This window comes from Maribacter huludaoensis (assembly GCF_029350945.1).
Taxonomy (GTDB): Bacteria; Bacteroidota; Bacteroidia; order Flavobacteriales; family Flavobacteriaceae; genus Maribacter; species Maribacter huludaoensis.
Map to the genome: position 1 here is coordinate 1,118,146 of NZ_JARKMS010000001.1, position 23,803 is coordinate 1,141,948.

At 36.3% G+C, this 23,803-nt stretch carries 20 protein-coding genes and 1 pseudogene; all 21 read right to left on the reverse strand.

Annotated elements, in window-relative coordinates:
• Positions 1 to 31: 31 nt before the first annotated feature.
• The 21 genes and pseudogenes from PXC01_RS04820 to PXC01_RS04920 all read right to left on the reverse strand — a co-directional run bounded on the left by PXC01_RS04820 (position 32) and on the right by PXC01_RS04920 (position 23,752).
• A complete protein-coding gene (locus tag PXC01_RS04820; protein ID WP_276471205.1) occupies positions 32 to 1,630 on the reverse strand; it encodes a type IV secretory system conjugative DNA transfer family protein in 1,599 nt (532 codons plus the stop codon).
• A gap of 5 nt (positions 1,631 to 1,635) precedes the next feature.
• Positions 1,636 to 2,667: a MobB family relaxase gene (gene mobB / locus PXC01_RS04825; RefSeq protein WP_073240388.1), complete on the reverse strand. Its 1,032-nt coding sequence runs from the start codon at positions 2,665 to 2,667 to the stop codon at positions 1,636 to 1,638.
• A gap of 10 nt (positions 2,668 to 2,677) precedes the next feature.
• Entirely contained in the window at positions 2,678 to 3,058 is a 381-nt protein-coding gene (locus tag PXC01_RS04830) for a BfmA/BtgA family mobilization protein (protein ID WP_073240387.1), read from the reverse strand.
• A 432-nt stretch (positions 3,059 to 3,490) separates the two neighbouring features.
• Positions 3,491 to 3,688, reverse strand: coding sequence for a hypothetical protein (locus PXC01_RS04835; RefSeq protein WP_073240386.1), 198 nt, complete (start codon positions 3,686 to 3,688; stop codon positions 3,491 to 3,493).
• A 12-nt stretch (positions 3,689 to 3,700) separates the two neighbouring features.
• Positions 3,701 to 4,081 carry a DUF6876 family protein gene (locus tag PXC01_RS04840; protein WP_073240385.1) on the reverse strand — a complete coding sequence of 127 codons (381 nt, stop codon included), beginning with the start codon at positions 4,079 to 4,081 and terminating at the stop codon, positions 3,701 to 3,703.
• Positions 4,082 to 4,159: 78 nt separating this feature from the next.
• Positions 4,160 to 4,504 (reverse strand): single-stranded DNA-binding protein, encoded by a 345-nt coding sequence (locus PXC01_RS04845; protein ID WP_073240384.1) that lies wholly within the window; start codon positions 4,502 to 4,504, stop codon positions 4,160 to 4,162.
• A gap of 926 nt (positions 4,505 to 5,430) precedes the next feature.
• Entirely contained in the window at positions 5,431 to 6,225 is a 795-nt protein-coding gene (locus PXC01_RS04850; RefSeq protein ID WP_073240383.1) for a CPBP family glutamic-type intramembrane protease, read from the reverse strand.
• 165 nt (positions 6,226 to 6,390) lie between these two features.
• Positions 6,391 to 7,221 carry a class I SAM-dependent methyltransferase gene (locus PXC01_RS04855; RefSeq protein WP_073240382.1) on the reverse strand — a complete coding sequence of 277 codons (831 nt, stop codon included), beginning with the start codon at positions 7,219 to 7,221 and terminating at the stop codon, positions 6,391 to 6,393.
• A gap of 145 nt (positions 7,222 to 7,366) precedes the next feature.
• Positions 7,367 to 9,109 (reverse strand): efflux RND transporter periplasmic adaptor subunit, encoded by a 1,743-nt coding sequence (locus PXC01_RS04860; RefSeq protein ID WP_073240381.1) that lies wholly within the window; start codon positions 9,107 to 9,109, stop codon positions 7,367 to 7,369.
• 109 nt (positions 9,110 to 9,218) lie between these two features.
• Entirely contained in the window at positions 9,219 to 9,710 is a 492-nt protein-coding gene (locus PXC01_RS04865) for a DUF305 domain-containing protein (RefSeq protein ID WP_073240380.1), read from the reverse strand.
• A 19-nt stretch (positions 9,711 to 9,729) separates the two neighbouring features.
• Positions 9,730 to 12,240, reverse strand: a complete 2,511-nt coding sequence (locus PXC01_RS04870; RefSeq protein ID WP_073240379.1) for a heavy metal translocating P-type ATPase — start codon at positions 12,238 to 12,240, stop codon at positions 9,730 to 9,732.
• 14 nt (positions 12,241 to 12,254) lie between these two features.
• Complete coding sequence (locus PXC01_RS04875; RefSeq protein WP_073240378.1) at positions 12,255 to 13,610, reverse strand: APC family permease; 1,356 nt, start codon at positions 13,608 to 13,610, stop codon at positions 12,255 to 12,257.
• A 14-nt stretch (positions 13,611 to 13,624) separates the two neighbouring features.
• Complete coding sequence (locus PXC01_RS04880; RefSeq protein WP_073240377.1) at positions 13,625 to 13,918, reverse strand: phosphoribosylpyrophosphate synthetase; 294 nt, start codon at positions 13,916 to 13,918, stop codon at positions 13,625 to 13,627.
• A gap of 1 nt (position 13,919) precedes the next feature.
• On the reverse strand, positions 13,920 to 14,315 hold the full coding sequence (locus tag PXC01_RS04885; protein ID WP_276471254.1) for a universal stress protein: 396 nt from the start codon (positions 14,313 to 14,315) through the stop codon (positions 13,920 to 13,922).
• A pseudogene (locus PXC01_RS04890) lies at positions 14,301 to 14,579 on the reverse strand (heme-binding domain-containing protein); the annotation flags it as partial. The gene PXC01_RS04885 and the pseudogene PXC01_RS04890, both read right to left, overlap by 15 nt.
• Positions 14,580 to 15,170 (reverse strand): DUF3347 domain-containing protein, encoded by a 591-nt coding sequence (locus PXC01_RS04895; protein WP_073240375.1) that lies wholly within the window; start codon positions 15,168 to 15,170, stop codon positions 14,580 to 14,582.
• Between the two features lie 31 nt (positions 15,171 to 15,201).
• Positions 15,202 to 17,604 (reverse strand): multicopper oxidase domain-containing protein, encoded by a 2,403-nt coding sequence (locus PXC01_RS04900; protein WP_073240374.1) that lies wholly within the window; start codon positions 17,602 to 17,604, stop codon positions 15,202 to 15,204.
• Positions 17,605 to 17,676: 72 nt separating this feature from the next.
• Positions 17,677 to 18,243 carry a helix-turn-helix domain-containing protein gene (locus PXC01_RS04905; protein WP_073240373.1) on the reverse strand — a complete coding sequence of 189 codons (567 nt, stop codon included), beginning with the start codon at positions 18,241 to 18,243 and terminating at the stop codon, positions 17,677 to 17,679.
• 3 nt (positions 18,244 to 18,246) lie between these two features.
• The gene (locus PXC01_RS04910; RefSeq protein WP_073240372.1) at positions 18,247 to 19,464 is read right to left on the reverse strand and encodes a TolC family protein; all 1,218 of its coding nucleotides are present in this window, start codon (positions 19,462 to 19,464) and stop codon (positions 18,247 to 18,249) included.
• Complete coding sequence (locus PXC01_RS04915; protein WP_073240371.1) at positions 19,461 to 23,213, reverse strand: efflux RND transporter permease subunit; 3,753 nt, start codon at positions 23,211 to 23,213, stop codon at positions 19,461 to 19,463. Before PXC01_RS04915 ends, PXC01_RS04910 begins: the two co-directional genes overlap by 4 nt.
• Positions 23,214 to 23,332: 119 nt before the next feature.
• On the reverse strand, positions 23,333 to 23,752 hold the full coding sequence (locus PXC01_RS04920) for an HYC_CC_PP family protein (protein WP_073240370.1): 420 nt from the start codon (positions 23,750 to 23,752) through the stop codon (positions 23,333 to 23,335).
• Positions 23,753 to 23,803 lie beyond the last annotated feature (51 nt).

The following is a 23,803-nucleotide window of genomic DNA, read 5'->3' on the forward strand; positions in this document are numbered from 1 at the left end:
TTTTGCTAAGAGTACAAAGAACGTCGCTACTTTAACTCACATACAGTCGCTTTTCAAATATCGAACGCGCCTCATCATAAACCCGTTCAAAATTAGCTGCTAAATCAGCCTGTGCAAACTGTTTCGATTCCTTTGGTAATTCTCTTTGAATATCATCCAATTTAAATTGAATTTTCTTATCCTTTCCATCCGCGTAAGTAATAAATTCGCCTTGTTTCAACCTGAAGAAAACATCAGCTCTAATCTTTGGAATTTCCTTTTCGCCCGTAGTAATACGCGTATCAAAATCAAGGTTATGTCCTCGACTGATACTCTTGGTCGGGTCTTTAATAATTTCAAAAAAGCGTTCGTAATATTTGGCGGTGTCCGGGTCATTGACCTTACCGAAGAATTGATAGGATAAATTGCTCAAAATCGCTTTACTTGCTTTATCGCCATACATCATATCATTCTGAATCTTGTCTTGCATCACGTAAATAGTTGAGATGTTGTAACTACGTAAGGTTGCTGGAATACGATGCATATTCAACAAACGTATGGTCGGTGCTTCTTCCATCAGCAAGAACGACGGTTTAGAATTCCGCACGCTCATTTGCTTGGTGATAGTATGAATGATGGTAGCAATGACGGGCGAATAGGAGGTTTCAAATTTTGGGTTGTTCACTATTGAAATTACTGATGGATTTTCCTCGCTATTAATATTCAATGGCACTTCGTCTGCGGACAATGCCATAAAAATACGTTGGGTACTAATTCGTTTGAGCGCATTGGCCAAGGTGCTTTTTACACCAGCAGTCTGTCTTTCAGAATCTTTGCCACTAATAAAAGCATCTGCCATCGCCCTTGAGGTGGTGTTGGTTTCCAGAAACTGGATTAGGCTTTTTGTATCAAGGAATTGATAAACAGCTATCAAATGGGGTAACGTACAGTATTTTGGATATTCCGTTTTCAGTTTCCAAATCAAACCACCAATCAACCCCTCTGCAGCATCGTTAAAGAATTTTGTCGTGCCAGTTGTTCCGCTTTCTCTTTGCTCTAAAAGTTTTTCGATTAACACCCTTGACACCTCATTGACGCTTTCCTCGTTCTCTAAATAGCGTGGCGCAATAGGATTTACCCTATGGATGATTTTATCGAAGGAAATGACCTTAAATGGAATATCGCTATCCTTGAAAAGTGGATATGCCATTTCGGTCAATTCAAAATCTTTGTAATCGTGAATGATTCCGCAAAAGCCTTCTTTTTGGAAGTGTTTAAGAAATCCGTAAACGACACTTTCGGTTTTTCCGCTTCCAGCGGATCCGATGACGGATGCGCCACGTTTAATATTATCCAATTTAAAATTCCCTTTGCTCGTAGCAAAGTTGACTTGGTATTTACTATCGCCATTTTGCGAATTTTCAGTTTTATGCAGAAAAACGTATAGTCCTGTATTAATTAATAGTAGCGGACAAACTAGATACAACAAAATGAATGTTAATTCATTTCCAGCAGCAACATAGAATACGAAAAATGACAGTATTGCGATATTCAAAAGAAACGCAAACTTACTTAGCCGAAACATCGCATAGAAAACAGTACTGGTAAAACCAATAATTGAAAGTGTCGTTATGATATTATCTATCTGCATACTACTTATATTCCGATGGAACTTGATTTAATTGCTATTTCTGCACCACGTCTTAACCGTTTGAAAACCCGAAGCGCAATTTGTGCTTGGCTTAAAGGAATACTAGGTATTACTGGCAAGCCTGTTTTTGTAATCATTTTAAAAGCCAATGCCTTTTCGTTAGCTGGTAGTTTCATCAAGGCAGCAAAATAGAGGTTAGGGTTTTTAACAAAATCTTTTCTTGCTTTATAGGTCTCGGCAAAATTGCGTTTATATCCAAAAGTTTTGTCAAACGTCTTTTCCGCTTTAACGAAAAAGGCATCCCTATCAAAACCTCGCTTTACCTTTTTGCCGTGCATCTCTACTTCAGAAGCTTTGTGTTTACTACCAGGCGAAAGACTTACCGAATTGGAAGCATCCTTTCTGCTTACGATAATATGGATATGACTTTGGTTTCCATCTTTTGACATTCCTTGGACAATGCGTTTTCCATTTTGTTGATGCGGTGCTTGGCGTTCCAGTTTGGCAATTTCCCTGTTCATCTTTTTAATATTCCCTTTTGCTCGTCCATCTTGAATATTTCGGATTTCAGTTTTTAGTTGAAGAATTTTTGAAGCGTAAGGTTGGTTCTCTTTAATCTGAAAATCTGTACCCTTGAATGTTCTTTGATGTTCAATTTTAGCATAGTACTTTATGTCATTGATTGATATAGGTCGTCCATTTATTTCCCGATTGAAACTGGCGACATAATCCTTCATCAGCTCATGAGTGTAATTTTTTAAATCTTGGCTATTGTTCTTTAGTTTTCGTAATTCATACTTTGAAGGACTGACCGTAATCGAATAAAACTTGGGTTCTTTCTTTTTTAATTTTGCGGTATTTCCATCAATTTCTTTGACCACTTCTTCAGCGGGAATCTCGTCGCCATATTGGTTGAAAAAGTGTTCCATATCTCGTTGTTCTAAACCTTCGTTTTCTTTCTCTAAATAGCCTACAAAATCCGCCGAACTTTGACCATAAGTGCCACCTAATTTTTGGGGTGTTATTGTGATGTACATAGTTCAAAAATTAGAGTTCGTTATTCTGATTTTGTTTTTCCTGAAATCTCACTTTAGGTTTTTGTTCGGCATATTTCTTTTCTACAATCAACGGTTTTTTGGTTGGTTCTTCTGTTTCAAAAAGTGATTGAATCATCGCTACCGTAGGTTTGGTTTGTGTCTTTTCCACATCCCTCATTATGGCAATTACAGCATTGATTCTTTTAAGTAATTTGGCTTCGATGGTTCGCCCCGTCGGACCCAATTTTTCCTTTGGCGAGATTTCATTGTAGAAGAAAAAATCGAGCATCGTAGCCATTGCTTCGGTGTGCGATTTGAAGTAAGTGCGTGAGAAACTTTGGAAGCGTTTTGCAGTTTCCTTTTTAAATCTAATTCCAATAAATGAGTCCATATTTCGCCTATTTGTCGCAAAATCTTCCCTAAAAATGGGCGTTTACAGCTCGTTTGTCGCAAATCTCTGATTGTCAGGAAATTAAAACACCTTCAAATCGCTGGCAATCAGCTATTTGAAAACGAAAAGGAATCCGAAACATCGCGCAGCGTGTTACCCTCTTGCTATTCCTTTTCGTCACGCGCAAGCGTGACAAAAATCCATACAATCCGGCTAAAAAGCCGATTGCCATTTTCAGGGAAAATGATTTTCCGATATGTTATTTTTCGATGTGTACGGTTATCGGCGAAAGTCGAAAAGTGGATAACCCTACTTAAATTTGAATGCTGAATTTCAGCGAAATAAAGATACGTTTTTTTCTTGACTATATATTAATTGCATAGAAAAACACCTCTAAAATTTTAGAGGTGTTCGTTGCTCTATATAATAGTGCTAAATATTGAAAACGAAATTATAGGTGTATAAGTTTTTAATCATTTCCTCGTCAATCAAGTTTTCATAATCTGCACCAGTTTCTTCCACATATTTTTTTATGGATTCCCCATAAAGATGTGTTACGTGCTCTCTCGAAACCTGTAAAAGGTCCTCTTGTTTTTCCTCGCTCAAATCCTGAAATTTTATGTAAATCATAGCTTCAAAATTCTAATATTCGCTAGGTAACATCAGCGTATTATTTACAAAAAATAACCGCAGTTCGTCGAGTGGAAAATCGGTTACACGATAGCTGTGTTTTTCTAAAATAGTATCGTTGCCATCTGTATAAATAATTTCAGCTTCATAACCTGTAAAATCCTGTTTTTCTTCGGACAATCTTTTGAAGTCTATGGTTACAAATTCGCTTCGGTTCATCAAACTTTTTGCGATTACGGATGTATCTGTAATGAGCCAAAAACAATCTGCCACGTTAGCAAGGTATTTTAGACCGTCTGTAAAACGTGTTTTTAATAATGGGATTTGATAGAACATTTCCGTTCCGTGAAAATGTTGCAATCCTTCTTTGATTTCGTTAACTTGTGCTTTCATTGTACATATTATTTAAAGTGTGAATAATGAAAAAGAGGGCGCATCTTTCGACGGTTACGCCCTCTTTCATTTTAAGATTTACTTGTCGTCTTTGCTTCCAAGTAATAGAATTTCATCGGCTACAACTTCCGTAACATAGCGTTGTTCGTTATCATCACTTGTATAACTTCGGGTTTTAAGTTTTCCCGATATTCCAACTTCTTTGCCTTTAACAACATACTTCTCTACAATTTCGGCAGTCTTGCCCCAAGCAACTACCGTATGCCAATTAGTGTCAGTTTGTTTTTCGCCTTTGGCATCTTTGTAATACTCATTTGTGGCGAGTGAAAAACGGGCTACTTTCTTTCCGCTTTCAAGGTTCGTAATAGTTGGTTCTTGTCCAACGTTTCCAATTAACTGTACGTGATTTTTAATAGTACTCATAATAAAAAGATTTGTGTCTGCTTTGTTACAGACTGGTTTATATTTCCCCTATTTGATTTAAACTGAATTAAGTTTTAAGGGGTGTTTGTTCTTTTCTTCTGTGCACCGCACAATGGATAGAGTGGGTTTTGTCCAGACTTTTCGGGAACAAATCAGGTGTGTTTGCGACGTAGTAAAATCCTTGGATTTTCAAGGAAGTAGAAACCTTCTTTTTCACTAAAACTTGTATAGTCTTGACAAGTTCCATAAGGGCATTAGTAATTCTTTTAAGCGCAGTTGCGTTTGAGCGTACCGACAGTTAAGCGAGATAAGCAGCTGTGATTAAATTAGAATTGGTTATGTCGTGCCTGTTTTTCGACGCCCCGAAAAACAACAAAGGCTTTATCCATTATAAACCCCTTAAAATGTGTAAGGCAGCGGTTCGGTTTTTAAGGATTTTCGAGTGAAGGCTCAAGAAGACTTCGCCGAAAATCCTGTTAAGAAAATCGAGTCGATGGCTTTCCGATGTTTTGTTGGACTTACCTATTTTTTCTAACGAAATGAAGTGTCCCAAACCAGCGTAGCGGTTCGGGTTAACGTAATGAAGGAAGCAAAACAATAGGTGTGTCCAAGACATTTGTAGAGAAGCTCTTTTCACGGAATGAAGTTTTTTAAGGAATGTAGGGGAATGTGCTGAACGGATTGTGAAAACGAATTAACCTCTTTAGCAGAATTTAAAGCGGACTAAATTTCAAATATGTAGATTGGGAATGAAGCGTTTCCTGCTTTTGGGCGGGATTAGCGTAGTGGAAATCGGAATCTTTGGGATTGTGTCTAAGACCTTTAATGAAGCGCTTTTCCCGAAATGAAGCTCTTCGCGGAATGTTGGGGTATGTGCTGACGGATAATATTTAAAATTTTTTAAAGTAATTAATTAATAAGAAAGACTACAATTTCAATGAATTAGAATCTATCTTTGGTGGCATAAAATACATAAAGACCAACATTATTATAAAGTAAAGAACCGCAAATATAGTATAGGTATGGTCACCCGCATCTGGTGAAATCGGCAACAAAACAAGAGACATATTTAACATCGATTGTATTACCAGTACACATATTCCACTTCTGGTTTTTGAATATACAATAGCACACATACCAGCAGCTCCCATCATATTTAAAAACAACGGCCATACAGGAAGGTCTTCAATTACACCAACATTTATATAAACGGAAGGTAGCCACCATAAAGACCATACAAAGCCGATAACCTGAGTTGCGTAAAATGGTTTAGTAATTTTCGAAAGTTCACGAAATGCATAACCTATCCATACCACTTCACCTAGAAATGCCCAAGACAAAAGAAACAAAGTGAATTTTAAGGTAGGTATATAAATTTCGAAATCAAGAATGGACATATCTCCATTATAAAAAGCTACAATTACTAAAGTTATTAAACCTATGGTAAATGCGAACAGTAAGCTAAATACATACCACTTTGGGTGTACTTTCCAAACTAGCATAGGTCTAAATAAATTCTTTATACCTTCATTACCTTTTGTAATTTTTACAATAAATAACAACAAAAACATTAAAGCGTAAAAGCGACCATTGGTGTACGGGAAAAATTCTATTACGCCTTTGCTTTTAGCAAAAGTTATTACAAAATTCAGCATTGGTGCAAGTGTTAAAAACACCCATATTTCGTACCTCTTTAAAAAGTCTATCATTTTTGTGGTCATCAGTAAATTTCTAGTTATGGTTTGGTGTTATTTTGATTTAATCTCTTTGTAAAAAAATCGTTTGCCAAGATAGTCTTATCATTTTTTTATACAAGACCTTTTGGTTATTCGAACTGTTATGTTGGATTAAACGTCAATTTCTATGTAATTATTAATGAATAACATTCATTTATTTATTGCTCCAAAAACCCCAAAATAATCTTCATGCATCTTGCCTGGTGCCTTAGACTCGTGCCATAAATTAAAACCTGCATTTTTAAAAAGGCGTGCATAATCATGAGAAAATGATCGCTCAACACCATAAGGTTGAGAATTTGGATTCTTGCTAAAGTCAATATTTGCTCCAATGGGCTCAATTGCAATAAATATTGAAGTCCCTAATTTGTTTAGGTAAGAAAAGAACTCTTGCAATCGTTGTTCTGAAAAATATTCTAGGACACCACCTGAAGTAAAGATTATCATATTATTGGTTCCGTTTTCTTTAATCCAATCAAATCCATCTGCGGCTACAAATTCGATTTTAATATTCTCAACATACTGTTTTTTATTAAATTTAATTTGCTCAACACTTAAATCAATACCTATAAATCTTTCAATTTGTGAAAATTCAGCGCTCAAGTAATCTAAAACATCCCCATTGCCTGTTCCAATCTCGACAATGGTGTGAAATTCATGTGATGTATCTTTTAAAATATTCTGAAGCTTTTCAAATACTGGTAAACAATTAGGAAAAAAAAAATCTTTCAATACATTCTCTTTATCTGAAAAATATTTTCTACCTGTCTCTTTCCAAAAATTTTCATGATAATCTGCCAGCAAATCGAAGTCTTGGTTTTTTTCGGCATTTTTTAAAAGTGCCGAACGCATGAATCGCTCACTTAAACTGAGTTCATTTTTGACATTAAAACTGATGCCTTTTTTTATTAATATTTCAACTTTTTGGGGTTGTAACTTAATCAAAATTGCTCCAATGAATTCTTTAATTATTTTTTTCATTTGCTAGTGTGCTATAACATTTATTTCTTTAATTCTATAGTTTGGTTCTTTTTATATCCTAGAAAAATTTATCTTTTCTAAGGTTTTAGCTTAAACTATTTTAATCTGGACTATTTGAAAAATTTGTGTTCTATTCTTTGACAGTTTACTTAGTTATGTTAATGATACTTCCACAAGTCAACATTTCATCTCCATAATATGGATTTCGAATATCTTTATCTTTACTTAGCCAAAAAGCACCTTTATTTTTATTTGCCATAGGACATTTTTGCAAATATAGTATGGGATCAACATTCTCAATATTCATAGCAATGGGCACTAAATTTTCATTCAGAATTACAAAATGGTCACGTTGATTTTCCAGATTATCATTTTCTACAATGGCGTCAAACATTTTAATAGTTTTATTTAAGTGTGCTTGCTCCATCTTTCCTAAACCACTAATATCTATAGATTTTAAGGCCTTGGATGTCTCTTTTGCAAAAGCGGCAACTTGGTTAGCATCGTTTGAGACAAATGCATCTTTCATTTGAAGATAGGATGTGAGCACTTTTTCAAAGTCCTTCTGAAAACTTGATGGTAAGTCTATTATCATTTGAGACAATGACATATCCGATGTTTCCTTTTTGCTCTTGTTCATCATCGATTTTTTTCCTTGTAATTGTGCGGCGGCATCTACTGAGAATGTTCCATTTGTCACGATTTCATCGCCATTTTCAAGCCCTTCTTTTACCCTAAAATTTTCTCCATTACGATTCGCAATCACAATTTCACGCATTTCAAAAATTGGTTCGTTAGGATTGGTCTTTATATACACCAATGAGCGTTCTCCTGTCCACATCACTGCACTTGCAGGAACGGTAATTAAATCGTCATTCATTTTGGATTCTCCTTTGAGTTTGCCCGTGACAAACATTCCTGGCTTAAATAGGGCATCTATATTTTTAAGTGTTGCTCTTACGGTAACAGTACGCGTTGCGTTGTTCAGCATAGGGTCAATAAAAGAAATCGTGGCGTCAAATTCTTTATTGGCATAGGCATTGGTTACTATCATCATTTTCTGACCTACTTTTAGATTAGAGATTTGACTTTCGTAGGCATCAAATTCTGCCCAAACTGAATTCAAATTACTCACTTTTAAAATTGGTTGACCTTGTTTTACATAGTCTCCTTCTCTTGCCGCAACTTCTGAGACAGTTCCTGAAACAGTAGCATAAATGGGGAAATTATCACGAACCTTCCCAGAAGTTTCAATAGCATTAATTTGACTTTCTGAAAGCTTCCAGAGTTTCAACTTGTTTCGCACAGCTTTATACAAAGCAGGTTGCGATTCTTTTAAAGCAGTCGTAGTTAAAAGCTCTTGTTGTGCCGCTACTAAATTAGGCGCATAAATAGTAGCCAGTAATTGACCACGATTTACTTTTTGACCTTCATAGCTTACATTCAATTTTTCCAGACGACCATCAAAATAGCTTGCTTGTACAGCGTTATTTTCTTCGTTTGTAGCAATCTTTCCTGAGAGTGAGATCATTCCGTCTTCATCAGAAGGTGCACCACTACCTACAACTGTAGTTTGAATATTGGCCAGCGCCATTGCGTTATCTGTCATTTTTATCTCATTCAAAGCGAGACCTTCAGCGCCAGACTCAGCAGGTATCAAGTCCATCCCGCATATAGGACAGTCGCCTGCTTCTGGTTGCATAATCTGTGGGTGCATTGAGCAAGTCCACATTTGGTTTGCCGTATCGCTAGAGTGGTTGTGGGAATCTGACATATTAGACGAATCCTTGCTTGCGTCAACATCAATCTCAGAATTTCCGAAAATGAGCCAGCCTGCAAATAATCCCACTATTACTGCGACTGCTATATATAATATGTTTTTGTTCATAATAAAAATTGTTTAATGTGTAGCACGATGGGTGTTAGGGATTGTAGCGGCATCCTTTTTTTGCTATTTCTGCAAACAAAAGATATAGCGAAAAGACTGCTCGAATGCTCTATTTCTGATTTTGCAATCGGTCAATCATTTGTTTCATTTCTTCTATCTCCTTCTTTTGAGCTTTAATGATATCATTGGCTAATTTTTTCACTTCAGGGTCTTGAATATTTGCACGCTCACTGGTTAATATTGCTATCGAGTGGTGCGGTATCATAGCTTTCATCCAGAGTACATCGCCCACAGTTGATTTTTGGTCACGTACCAGTCCTAGCGCACCAACAAATAGAATAATACTTCCTAAAACTATGGCAACATTTTTCTTTTTATTTTGATACATATTTCGCATTGCCACAAACATTATTATGGCCATCGCTGCAATACCTAAACAGCTCATATAAAACCTTGTGAGGCTAAAATATACGTGTTCGATTGCATAGGTGTTTAGATACATCGTGATGTACATTGCTATAAAGGATGCCACGAGCATACCAACAAATTTTGAGTAATTTCCTTTTTTCATTTCTCCGTGATTGTTCTCTTTTGAATTCATTTCTAATGGCTTTTAGTTTTTAATTAATTGATTTTGTTTTAAGTCTGAGTGCATTTACAATGACCGAAACCGAACTGAAACTCATTGCCAACGCGGCAATCATTGGCGATAAGAGTATTCCAAAAAATGGGAATAAAACTCCCGCTGCAATGGGTACACCGAGGGTATTGTATATCAAGGCAAAAAATAAATTTTGCTGGATATTCCGCATTACTTTATGACTTAAATTCTTTGCTTTTACGATGCCGTGTAAATCGCCTTTTACTAATGTTATCATTGCACTTTCAATAGCGACATCCGTTCCTGTTCCCATTGCAATACCTACATCACTTTTGGCTAATGCTGGTGCATCGTTTATACCGTCGCCAGCCATCGCCACTACTTTGCCTTGTTCTTGTAACTTTTTAACCTCGTCCAGTTTGTTTTCTGGTAACATTCCCGCTTTGAAGTCGGCGAGATTAAGTTCGTTGGCTACTGCCTGGGCGGTGTCGTGATTATCTCCTGTGAGCATTATTACTTCGATGCCTTTGTCTTGCAATTCTTTGATTGCCTTGGCACTCGTTTCTTTTATTTTATCGCCTATGACCACATAGCCTGAAACTTCGCCATCAATGGATAAGTAAGAAACGGTCTTTCCCTGTTTCTGAAAGGATTGTGCTTCGGTTTCCATTTCAGATGATAGCGTAGCATTTGCGTACTCCATCATTTTGACATTGCCTAAATCGAGCTTCTTGCCATCAACTGTTCCTTCTACGCCTTTTCCTGTTACTGCGCTAAAGTTTTCGGTTTTGGATATTTCGGTTTTCTGTTCCTTTCCATATTTCACGGTAGCTTCGGCAAGTGGATGCTCGCTGGAACTGTTTAGGGATGCGATAAAATGTAGAATCTCGCTTTCGCGAAAGTGGTCTCCAAAAATACCTATTTTCTCAACGGTTGGTTTCCCTTCCGTAATGGTTCCTGTTTTGTCCACGATAAGGGTATCCACCTTATCCATTTTCTCAAGGGCTTCGGCATTCTTGATTAGTACACCATTTTGTGCACCTTTGCCAACTCCTACCATCACAGACATAGGTGTAGCCAATCCTAAAGCACAAGGACAGGCTATAATTAATACGGCAATGGCATTGACCAAGGCATAAACATAAGCTGGTTCTGGACCCCAAATTGCCCATACCGCAAAAGTGATGAGCGAAATAATTACTACAACAGGTACAAAATACCCGGAAACGGTATCTGCCAACTTCTGAATAGGTGCACGACTACGACTGGCATCGTTTACCATATGTATAATTTGGGAAAGCAGCGTATCACTACCTACTTTTTCAGCTTCCATCAAGAAAGACTGATTGCCGTTGATTGTACCACTACTTACTTTATCATCTGTAGTTTTGTTAACTGGTATAGGTTCGCCCGAAATCATCGATTCATCTACAGTAGTTTCGCCTTCGGTAATTTTGCCATCGACGGGAATTTTATCTCCAGGCTTCACTCGTAGAATATCTCCTTTTTCTATTTGGTCAATGGAAACTTCTTCTTCATTTCCATTAACTAATTTAATGGCTTTGTTGGGTGCAAGTTTCAATAATTCCTTAACTGCGGAATTGGTTTTGCTATGCGCACGCGCTTCTAAAACTTGACCCATTAAAACTAATGTGAGTATTACGGTTGCTGCTTCAAAATAAACGTGTACTGCACCAGACTCTGTTTTAAACTGTTCTGGAAAAAAGTCTGGAAACAGCATTCCGAAAACACTAAATAGCCACGCCACACCAGCACCTATTCCTATTAGCGTAAACATATTGAGATTCCAAGTTTTGATGCTGCGATAGGCACGTTCAAAAAACATCCACGTGGCATAAAACACAACTGGAATGGATAAGCCAAATTGAATCCAGTTCCACCATTTTTGCTCCATTACATCGTATAACGGATTGTTAGGAATCATCTCGCTCATTGCGATTATAAAAATGGGTAACGTGAACCCAACAGCTATCCAGAATTTTTTCAACAGCTTTTTATAGTTCTTTTCTTCTGCTGAACTATCTGCTTCCATCGGTACTAAATCCATTCCGCAAATAGGGCAAGCTCCAGCTTCGTTTTTCACGACTTCTAGGTGCATTGGACACGTCCATTGTTCTGTAGTGGTTGCGGAAAGATTGACTTCTTCAACCAAATCCATACCGCAAACAGGACAATCTCCTGGCTCGTCGTATGTTTTGTCGCCCTCGCAATGCATCGGGCAGTAGAAAGTGCCAGTTCCTTTGCCTTTTTGTTTTAGCTTTTTCTCTTTTGCCGAATCTTCCTTATGATGATGCTCGCCAAGGTTGTGGATGGAATAACGCCCTCCATCATCCTTTAAGCTTTTCTGAAAAGTTTCCAGAGAAATATGAGAACTCATCTCAATTGTTGCTTCCTGCTTTTTTAAATCAACAGATGCGTTTGTCACACCATCAACTTTAGATAAAGTTTGCTCAACGTGACTGCGACAACCGTTGCAGGTCATTCCTTGTATGTGATAGGTGTGTTTCATTTTATTTTAATTTTTTACATTTTGGTCATTTCATCTTCACTCATTTCCATTCCCATATTCATATTGCCGTCCTTATCTGTATGTGATTTCATAAATAGAAATTGAGAAAGAAAAATGAGAGCAATACCTATTGCTGCGACAATAAGCACAAATGGGTCGGTCAAAAATTTTAAATAGATAAATGCTGCCAAAACAACAATATCCATTACTAAAGCAATTATGGGAATTACTGGATTGAATTTTACCTTGTTTTTAAGGTGTTTAAAAAGTCCCCAATGAATGGCAATATCCATTATCAAATAGAAAATTGCTCCAATAGACGCTATTCGAGTTAAGTCGAACAAAATAGTTAATAGTATTGCTAATGAAACGGTAAGAATCAACGAAGGGTTTTTAAGTTTCTTGATTCTATTCAAATTAGGAACTTGTTTCATATCGCTTAACATTCCTAACATTCTTGAAGCAGAATACACGCTGGCAATGACACCGGAAACTGTTGCTACAATGGCAAGTAAAATTGTTAAAGTGGAACCCCATTCGCCAAATAGTGGTTTTGCGGAAGCTGCCAAAGCATAATCTTTTGCTACTATAATTTCTTCAATGCTCAATCCGCCAGCAACCGATAACGCCAAAACAACATAAATAACTGTACAAACGATAATTGAAATAATTATGGAACGCCCAACATTTTTATGAGGATTTTTTATGTCGCCACCTTGATTCGTTATTGTCGTGAATCCTTTATAAGCAAGAATCGATAAGGCTAATGCGGCAACAAATCCAAAACCCTCAGGAAAGGATTGGGTAGTTGCAGGACTATAACTACCTGTGATAGTAGGTAAACCAGAAATAACCAATCCCGAAATGGCCAATACAGCGATACCAACAACTTTTATAATTGCAGTAAAGGTGGCGGTACGTTCAATAATTTTATTACCTGAAATATTGACAATATATGCAATACCAATAAGTATGACTCCCAATACAGATGCGTAGCCGGCATACTCCTGCGGAAACAGTCGTAATGCATACGCCCCAAAAGTACCTGCCACCAAACTCTCGGCAACAACCATTGAAACGTACATTAACAAGGAAAATGAACCCGCAAGTGTACCTGGGTGATAGGCCTCTGTTAAAAATTTTGCAACCCCTCCAGAAGACGGATAAGCGTTTGAGAATTTTACATACGAATACGAACTAAATCCTACGATAAAAGCTCCTACCACAAATGCAATAGGAAATAAATCGCCGACCAATTCGGCTATTTGCCCCATTAATACAAAAATACCAGCACCTATCATCACACCTGTACCTAATGATACAGAGCCTAATAATGACAGTTTTTGGGTATTTGTTTTTAAGGGTTTCATTTAATAATCTGTATTTATCTTAATTTTTTCCGCATTGCTTCTGAAATATTTTCGGCGTAAACTCCATAAGCATCCACCAATAAGCCTTTAATTCCGTTTTTGGATGAAATGGCATAAAGCACACTATTGTCATCTGTACTGCTCATCCCTTCAAAACGATGCATCTCATCAACATCAAAATCTTCTGGATGTATCTTTAACTTTAAGGCATTACATTCCAGATGTTTCTCTTTCAAATTGAAATCAACGGTATAGCCTCTTGTCTGTAGATTACTTATTGCTTCTGAAAGGGTATCGTAATTTTCCATATTATAAATGAACTGTCATCACTGGTTTTTTTGAATGATTGGTAATACTTTCAGTAATACTCTTTGAAAATATGCTTGATAATCCCTTTCTACTATGAGTGTACATTACTATTAAATCTACATCAATAGAATCTTCAAATTTTTCAATACCACTTTCTATATTAGTTTCACTATAAACGTGCATCTGATAGTTTTCCAATTTTGGAAAATGCGTTAAGAAGTCCTTTATTGGTTGTAAACCATTTTCAACACTATTAAAATCTGATGTCGTATTGATGTTTAACAAGTGAATTTTTGCATTGCATTTTTTTGCGATTTCTTCTGCATTTTTGAATGCATTGGATATGTCTTCTTTAAAGTCAGATACGAAAGCAATATTTTTAAAAGGAAATGTTATTTCATCTTCTTTTACTTCTTTAATATGGTCTTCTAAAAACCAAGCTGCTGGCTGAACTTTGCTATACCAAGGATATACAGTATTATTACTGTGACAATCATAGCAAGACACCTTAAGCTGATTCTCGATTTTAGACGGTACTTTGTTAAACATCATAAAATCAGTTTCAGGTATTGTGTACCTTTCATTTTTATCCGTTGGAAAAAATTGAATAATCACAAAGGCGATTAATGCTACCCAAGCTATGATTTTTACAATTTTCATTTAGTTGATTTCTCGCTGTACTTTACCGCACTTCAACATTGAGCTTCCGTAATATGGGTTTCTTACTTCTTTCTTTGTACTTAACCAGGCTGTTCCACCATCGTACATTGGGCAAAATTGCTCGTACAACTTTGTCGCAGTTCCTGTTATGGAAACCATAACTGTAATGTCCTTGCTCAAAATTTTAAAATGTTCACGTTGGTGTTTGATATCGCTTTCAGAAATATGCTCTGCGTGTTCTGTTGCATCTTCAATAATGTCTGTTAATTCCTTTTGTTGACTTTCAGAATATGTTGACTTGTCAAGATTGCCAAGTGATTTAGCAAGTGTTCCACCGAGCATCTTAGCCTTGTCATTTTCATCTCCTACTAGCGCATCTTTAAGATTAAAATAATCTTTTAAAATAGCTTCTGCCATTGCGTTTTGAGAATTATTCATTGCCATATTTTTTGAGCTATCCATATTTTCTTGCATTACTTCATTGCTAGCAGACGAAGGTGCTTCATTCTTATTAGCATCTTTACAAGACACGGTTAAAATCATTGTAGCGACTAAGGCTACTGTTCTAATACTTCTTTTAATTGTTTTCATTTTTATTTGTTTTATTGTTAATATTATTTACTTAAAATCTTACTGATAATCCTCCACCGGCACCAAAACGGTTATCGTAACTCGCCATAAGAGAAAAGTTTCTTGATAGCATATATTCAGCTCCTGCACTCCATACTGTTTCTGAAGTAAAGTCTTTATTCATAGGTAGGTCATCTACGAAACCTAAATCTATTTGGTATTCATAATAACCGAATACAGACAGTTTTGGGAAAATCATTATACTGCGACCTACACCAATTCTTGGTCTTAATTTATTATCAACACGCACATCTAAATTGAATAAGTAGGGCGTTAAATAGCGAACACCAACAACTGCCGTTGTGCTAAACTCATTTAAGCTATCACGTGTTGAATTCTCAATGTTTACACCACCAAAAACTCGTAAATAATCGTGTAGATACCGTTCATACGTGAATTCTCCTTCCAGATTTTCATTCCATCCATATTCAAAAGAAGCATTAAATTGATTTCTAATATTAGAGGTCATCAAATTAAAACCAGTAGTATGCGACGCTGCATCTACCAGTCCCCAAGAATACCATTTGTTGGTTTCTTCAATAATTTTAGAAGCTGGAAATTCATCCATTCTTGGGTCTCGTGGCGTATCATAAGACACTACTCTTGCCATACCACCCATCATATGATATAAAATGTGGCAATGGAAAAACCAGTCTCCAGCCTCATCGCCATTATTTCCATAAAACTCGATAGTCATTTCTTCCATTGGGGGCACATTTACCGTGTGCTTTAATGGCGAGTACTCTCCATTTTCATTAAGTACTCTAAAGAAGTGACCGTGTAAGTGCATTGGGTGGTGCATCATCGTCAGGTTATTGAATGTAATGCGCGTTACCTCCTTATTATTTATTTTGATATTATCAGCCTCAGATAGTGGTACACCATTCATACTCCAGATGTAACGATTCATATTACCAGTAAGATTTAGTAATATTTCCTTAACGGGAACATCTTTGTCGTATGTTGTTTTGCTGGGCGACTTCAAATAATCATAATTGTATTCGGCAAATAGATCCATTCCCTCCATCTTCATTCCTGGCATAGAATTCTCTTTCTTCATATTCATTCCAGACATTGTTTTGTCTTTCTTCATATCCATTCCTGCCATATTAGAATGGTCCATCTTACCCATTTCTGTAGTATCTTTTGGCTTATTCATATCCATTCCAGACATTTTTGAATGATCCATCTTCATACCTTTCATTTTAGAATGATCCATTTTCATCTCTCCATCCATTTTCATTCCTTCCATTTTATCCATCTGCATCCCGTATTCCTCTTTCATCTCAAAACGCTCATCCTTACCTGGCTGAAATTTTAAAGCGTGTGCACCCATTTTCATATCCATTTTAGCCATTTTCTGCATCATCCCGATTTTATCTGGTCGAGCAACATCCATTGCAGGTAAAATTGTACCATTACCTATAAAAGCAGAGGCTGTACCAGAACCATCTTGTGCAGTAATTCTAAATTCCATCTTACCTTCTTTTGGTACCGTGACAATAAAATCATACGTTTCGGCTACTCCTATAAAAGTTTTATTTCTTTCGACAGGAACCACATCTAATCCATCTGAAGAAACCAGTACAGGTATCTCTCCTCCAAACGTCATCCAAAAAGAGGTAGAAGCTCCTCCATTAATCATTCGCAGTCTTATTTTTTCACCAGCTTTAAATTCTGGATAGTCAATGCTTTCTTCTCCATTAATTAAAAATGCAGGATAATATACATCTGCTATATCTGCACCTTCCATACGTTGCCTCCAAAAATTGAGTTGTGCTCCAAAAGCGCCACGCGCAATTACTTGATTTAAAGGTGTAGCTGTTCCTTTTTTAATACTGTACCATTCATTCCCACGCTTTAAATTACGCAGAACGTTCATCGGCTTTTCATTCGTCCAGTCAGATAAGACCAACACCAATTCTTTGTCATAATCCAACACTTTTTCTTTAGGCTGAATAACAATGGAACCGTATACGCCGCTTTGTTCTTGTAACATTGTATGGGAATGGTACCAATAGGTTCCAGATTGTTTGATAGGAAATTCGTATTTCTGTGTATGTCCTGGTTCTATAGGTGGTGTATTTAAGTACGGTACACCATCGTAAAAGTTAGGAAGTAAAAGTCCGTGCCAATGCACTGAGGTTTCTACACTCATTTCATTTTTTACATATATTATTGCATATTCACCTTCTGTAAACTCTAAAGTTGGACCGGGAATTGTCCCGTTAACGGTCATTCCCACAACATCTTTGCCTGCTTTATTCACAGTAGCCTCACGCAAGGTAATAGTGTGTTCTCTTACTGGAAGGTTATCTATATTTCCTTGTGTGTCTTGTGCATAAACACCTGTAGTTAACCCAATTAGAAACAACAAAATTATTTTAGTTTTCATTTTAGCTTTTATTTTGTAGACACGAAATTACTCTTGAATTAAAGCTTTTTGTATCACAATTATGGTTCTTATCTACCTAATTTGGTCTAAGGCGTTTCTTATGCTTTTTTGACTATTCTTATATTCCGTTAAACTCATACCAGTTTCATTCTTAAATAGCCTACTTAAATGATTGACATTGCTATAATCAAGTAGTTGTGAAATTTCTGTAAAGTTGTTTTCTTGTAATTGTATCAACTCTTTTACTTTTTCTATTTTTAACTTGATAAAGTATTTTTCTATAGTTATACTTTCATTAAATGAAAAAATCTTACTGATTTTTGAGTACTCGATACTCATCGTGCTTTCTAAATATTTAGAGAGAGTTTTTTCCAATTGTAAAGGCAGTTTTTGCAGTAACTTGATGAGTTCAATTTTAATTTGTTCTACTAGTTGCTGGTCTTGAGCAAGTAGAATTTCAAAACCATTATTTTCTAAAATCGTTTTTATATTATTAAAATCATCTTTAGATCTCTCTTCATAGATTATAGAGCCTAATTGAATATGCTTTAATTGAATACCTAATATTTCAACATCCCTCTGAATTGCTTTAATACAGCGATTACACACCATATTTTTTATGAATAATTTCTTTTCCATCGGTTAGTTAATTAGGTAATTAATCAGTGCAGATTGTATGTAATACATTTGTATGGATTCCACCTGATTCAACTCAAATTTGAGTTGAAGCTCCTGTATATCCAGTACATCGTTAAAATCGATAGTGCCTGTTTCATAGTTTTTAATAAGAATTTGCTCAGCATCTTTAGCTTGCTTTAAATTTTTAGCTTGTGTATTGTATGCTATTCTGGATTGATTACGTTGCGATTGCGCTTTCGCGAAAGCGGATTCTAAAACATTCAATCGATTCTCTTTTTGAGCGTTGATTTCTAACTGTTTCAATTCGTTTTGCTTGCTTCTAGAATCGTACTGCTTATTGAAAATGGGGATAGAGACCGAAACCATCGGCATTAAAATATCCTTCCCATTATCACTAAAATTCATATCGGGACGCTCAGAAACTGGCAAATAATCCAATCCAAAACCAATCATAGGATTGCTTTCGGCTTGATTCAACAGTTCTGATTGTGCTATGGATTCATAGAGTTTGTCATATTTAAGCAACTCTGGATTAAGTGATAGGTTATTTTCATCGTAAAAGATGTCTTCGCTGGGCAACATCAATGCTTCGAGAATGGTTACACCTGTATTTCCATCTCGATTCAGCAACTTGTTGAAGGAAGTTTGCTCTCCCAAATAGGTTTCCTCCAGCACCTCTTTTTGTTGCTGCAATTCGTTTTGTCTAATCTGCAATCGCAACACATCTACCGCTGAAGCTTTGCCAACTTCTACGGAAGTAAGTGCCAATTTTTCATAGGTCTTAAGTAGCTCTATATTCTCGTCAAGCACTTTTTGTTTTGTCTTAATTGTGTATAAGCTGTAATACGACTGAGAGACGGAAAGTGCTAGTTTACGCTTGGCGATTACGATTTCTACATATTCGACATTAGCTATTGAACTCGCGTAATTTTCTCTAGCTGTGATAGTACCAAACCAAGGCAGCATTTGTTTTGCTGAAAAACGTGCTCGTTGAGCTCCCGTTCTAGTTTCTGGCTCACTTACAAAATAGCCAGCGCTAAATTCCGTATTCGGAATCCAATTAGCTTCGTTCACTTTTTCTTCAGCTATGTTATGGCGAAGATTGTATGCTTGTATCTCTGGACTATTACTTTTAGCTTCCTGTATAAAAGACTGTAATTCTTGGGCATTAACAAATGCAGTTAGAAGGAATAAGCAAATAACTAGATTTAACTGTTTCATTTGTATACTTTTTTAAGTTCATACTCCTTTTTCCAGCTATACAGAACAGGAACCAAAAAATAGGAAGTTATATCTATGATCATTCCTCCAAATATGGGAATGGCCATCGGTATCATAATATCACTTCCCTTTCCTGTAGATGTTAATACAGGCAGTAGTGCCAATATGGTAGTTACGGTTGTCATTAAACAAGGTCTTATTCGCTTGCCTGCAGCTTCTAAAGTTGCTTGTCTAATCCCTTTTTTATCAGTAGGGTTTTCTCTATCAAATGTTTGGGTCAGGTAGGTGGCCATAACAACACCGTCGTCAGTAGCTATACCGAACAGTGCAATAAAACCAACCCAGACAGCTACACTTAGGTTAATGGTTTTCATATTAAAAAGTGTCCGTAGATTTTCTCCGAATAAACTAAAATTGAAAAACCAATCTTGACCATATAACCAGATCATAATAAAGCCACCAGCAAATGCAACCGAGATTCCTGTAAATACCATTAATGATGTGGCTACCGATTTAAACTGAAAATATAATATCAAGAAAATAATTAACAGCGCCATAGGCACTACGATTGAAAGTGTTTTCTCTGCCCTTATCTGATTCTCATAGGTTCCGGTAAAGCGATAACTGACACCCTGCGGAACTATTAAACTACCATTTTCGATTTTTTGTTCAATTCGAGCTTGTGCACTTTCTACAACATTAACTTCAGCAAAACCATCTAATTTATCAAACAATACATAACCTATTAAAAAGGTGTCCTCACTTTTAATTACCTGTGGTCCTTGTTCATATCTTATATCTACAAGATCACCAAGTGGCACTTGTGTACCGTTTTTAATGGGAACATAGATATTTTTCAAATCTTCTGGGTTTGACCTTAATTCTCTTGGGTAACGAACTCTTACTCCATATCGTTCCCTTCCTTCTACCGTTTGCGTAAGAGACATACCGCCAACCGCTACTTGTAGTACCTCTTGAACGTCCATTATGGTTAATCCGTAACGGGCTAATTGCTTCCTCTTAATGTCAATTAGTAAATAGGGCTTACCAACGATGCGATCTGCAAAAACAGCTTGTTTCTTTACACCATTCACCTCCTTTAAAATGGTTTCCAATTGCAATCCGAAATCTTCGATAGTTTTTAAATCGGGACCTTTTACCTTAATACCCATTGGAGCTCGCATACCGGTCTGTAACATTACAAGTCTAGTTTCAATAGGCTGTAATTTTGGGGCAGATGTTACACCTGGAAATTTGGTTACCTTAACTATCTCATTCCAAATATCATCTGGACTGTTTATTTCTGGTCGCCAATTTCGGTAATATTCTCCGTCATCATCAGCAATTAAATCTCTGTTAGTAGCTGTAGTTTTTAGTTTTGAAGCTTCATAAATTGCATCATCATTTATGTCATTGTTCGGGTTGATGATATACTTGTCATTATTAAGGACAAACAATCCGTCATCGTTAACCTTGTAACGTTGCCTTAATCCATTACTATTTCTCATATATTCAGACTTATACTGAATCATGTTTTCGTACATAGATAAAGGAGCTGGGTCAAGCGCAGATTCTGTTCTACCAGATTTGCCAACCACAGTCTCTATTTCTGGAATACTGGCAACAGCCATATCTAGTTGTTGCAAAACACGTTTATTTTCTTCAACACCAGCATGCGGTAAAGAAGTAGGCATCAAAAGAAAAGAGCCTTCATTAAGAGCAGGCATAAATTCTTTGCCAGTATTTCTCATAATGAGAACCCCCAGTATTAAAATCACTGTTGGTATCGTTAAGAAAAGAAGTCGATTCTCTAAAGCCCAGCGAAGAATTTGGTCATAATACTTTTTAAAAACGGTAAATACTCCCAATAGACCGAAACAAATAATAGAAACAAAAATCAAATTCATGATAATGCTACGATCAAACCCAAGTGGTCTCCAGTATTCTGCAAGTAAGATTACAATCGCTAACGTTGATAGTACGATGTTTGTCAAATTCTCTTGTTTCGATGATATAAAAGACCTGATCTTTAAAAAAGCCACAGCACCAAAAGCAATTAACAATAAGCCCAACCAATAGCCATAAAAAATGGCGATACAACCTAGAATTATTAATAACCCATTAATAACGAATTTTGTTGCTGTTTTTAAACTTCGCTTTCTAAAAAGAAATGCGGCGATTGGTGGTATCAAGAAAAGTGCAATTACCAAAGATGCCGTTAATGCCATTGTTTTGGTAAATGCTAGCGGACGAAAAAGTTTACCTTCTGCACCTATCATTGTAAATACGGGTAAAAAACTAATAATCGTTGTTAGGACAGCTGTTAATATTGCCCCTGATACTTCTGCCGTTGCGTTATATATAATTTCATTGGTTGTATACTCTACACCATTTGCTTGAAAGCGCAGTTTCTCATCTTCTAAATGCCGAATCATATTCTCAGCGAGTATTACCCCGACATCTACCATAGTACCTATAGCGATCGCAATTCCAGATAAAGCAACGATATTTGCGTCTACATTAAACAATTTCATGGCAATGAAGACCATCAATACTGCAACCGGTAATAAACCCGAAATAAGTATAGATGCACGTAGATTGAACACCATAACTATAATTACAAGAATAGTAATAAGAATTTCTAGCGTAAGTGCTTCGTTTAACGTATGTAAGGTTTCTTGAATAAGCTCTGTACGATCATAAAAGGGGACAATTGTTAACTGAGATGTTCTCCCATCTTTCAATACTTTTGAGGGTAAACCTGATGAAATTTCTACAATCTGTTCTTTTACATTGTTAATTACCTCTAATGGATTGGCACCATATCTAGCAACCACAACGCCACCTACAACTTCAGCTCCTTCTTTATCTAGAATACCTCTTCTCGTTTGGGGGCCTAAATGTACATTCGCAATATCCTTGATATGAATTGAGGTAAAGTTTTTTGAAGTAACCACAGCATCTTCTAGGTCAGAAATAGATTTCACATAACCTAAGCCACGAACTAAATATTCCGCTTGATTCATTTCTAAAGTCTGTACACCAATATCTTGATTAGACCTTTTAACCGCCTTAACGACATCACTTAATCCAATACCATATTGACGCATTTTTTCAGGCTCAACATCAATTTGGTATTCTTGCACATAACCACCAATTGATGCAACCTCAGAAACACCACCTGCAGAAGCCAAGCCATACTTAACATAATAATCTTGAATGCTTCGTAGTTCTTGTAAATCCCATCCACCGGTTACATTACCATCCTTATCTCGACCTTCTAAAGTGTACCAATAAATTTGTCCTAATCCTGTAGCATCAGGTCCTAATGTGGGGTTGACACCATCGGGAAGCAAACCATTAGGTAAAGAATTTATTTTCTCAAGAATTCGGCTTCTAGTCCAGTAAAATTCAACATCCTCCTCAAAAATGATGTAAATACTAGAAAAGCCGAACATAGATGAACTACGAATAGTTTTAACTCCAGGTATTCCCAAAAGAGTGGTTGTTAAAGGGTACGTAATTTGGTCTTCTATATCTTGAGGAGACCTACCAACCCATTTGCTAAATACTATTTGTTGATTTTCTCCTATATCTGGTATTGCATCTACGGCAACAGGATTTGATGGTAGAATTCCGGTATTCCAATTAAATGGAGTGCTTATAATTCCCCAGCTTACAAACAGGGATAACAATAGAGCTGCAACGAGCTTATTCTCGATAAGAAATTTGATAGCTTTATTAAGCATATACTTTGATTATTAAACATTTACGAATGATTTGAAATCCTGAAACACAGAAATACAAATACAACAAATTGAGCCCTAGTCGATAGTTATCGAAGGGCGAATCACGAATGTTTAATAAATCAAATTACGAAGGTCTGGTGCAAGACTTGCACATCCCGTATGACAAATGGTGGTGGATAATCTTTATAAGGAACCTCCTCTGATGCCGTTCCTTCAAAAAGATTGATGTAAGAGTAAAGGAATGATGCAACAAAAATCTGTTGCTCAAATGTGAGTGTGCTGAAATTATTTTTTAAATCTTCTTGTCCCTCGATGATGATTTGTTCATCTGAGCAACAGGATTTATTTTTCATTTCTGGATTTTCACAAGTTGATACAACTTGCTCTTTTTTCATTCCACAAGTTTCCACATTATGAAAGAAAGAATAATCGACAATAGTATCTCCACAGTAATGCAAATCAATGGTAAATGACATCGTAGAGAATAACACTACGAACGCCATCAAGATTGACATTATTTTTTGAGATACTTTTTTCATTAGCACAAATATATAAAAATTTAAAATTTTTATTGAGTTTAACAATAATTT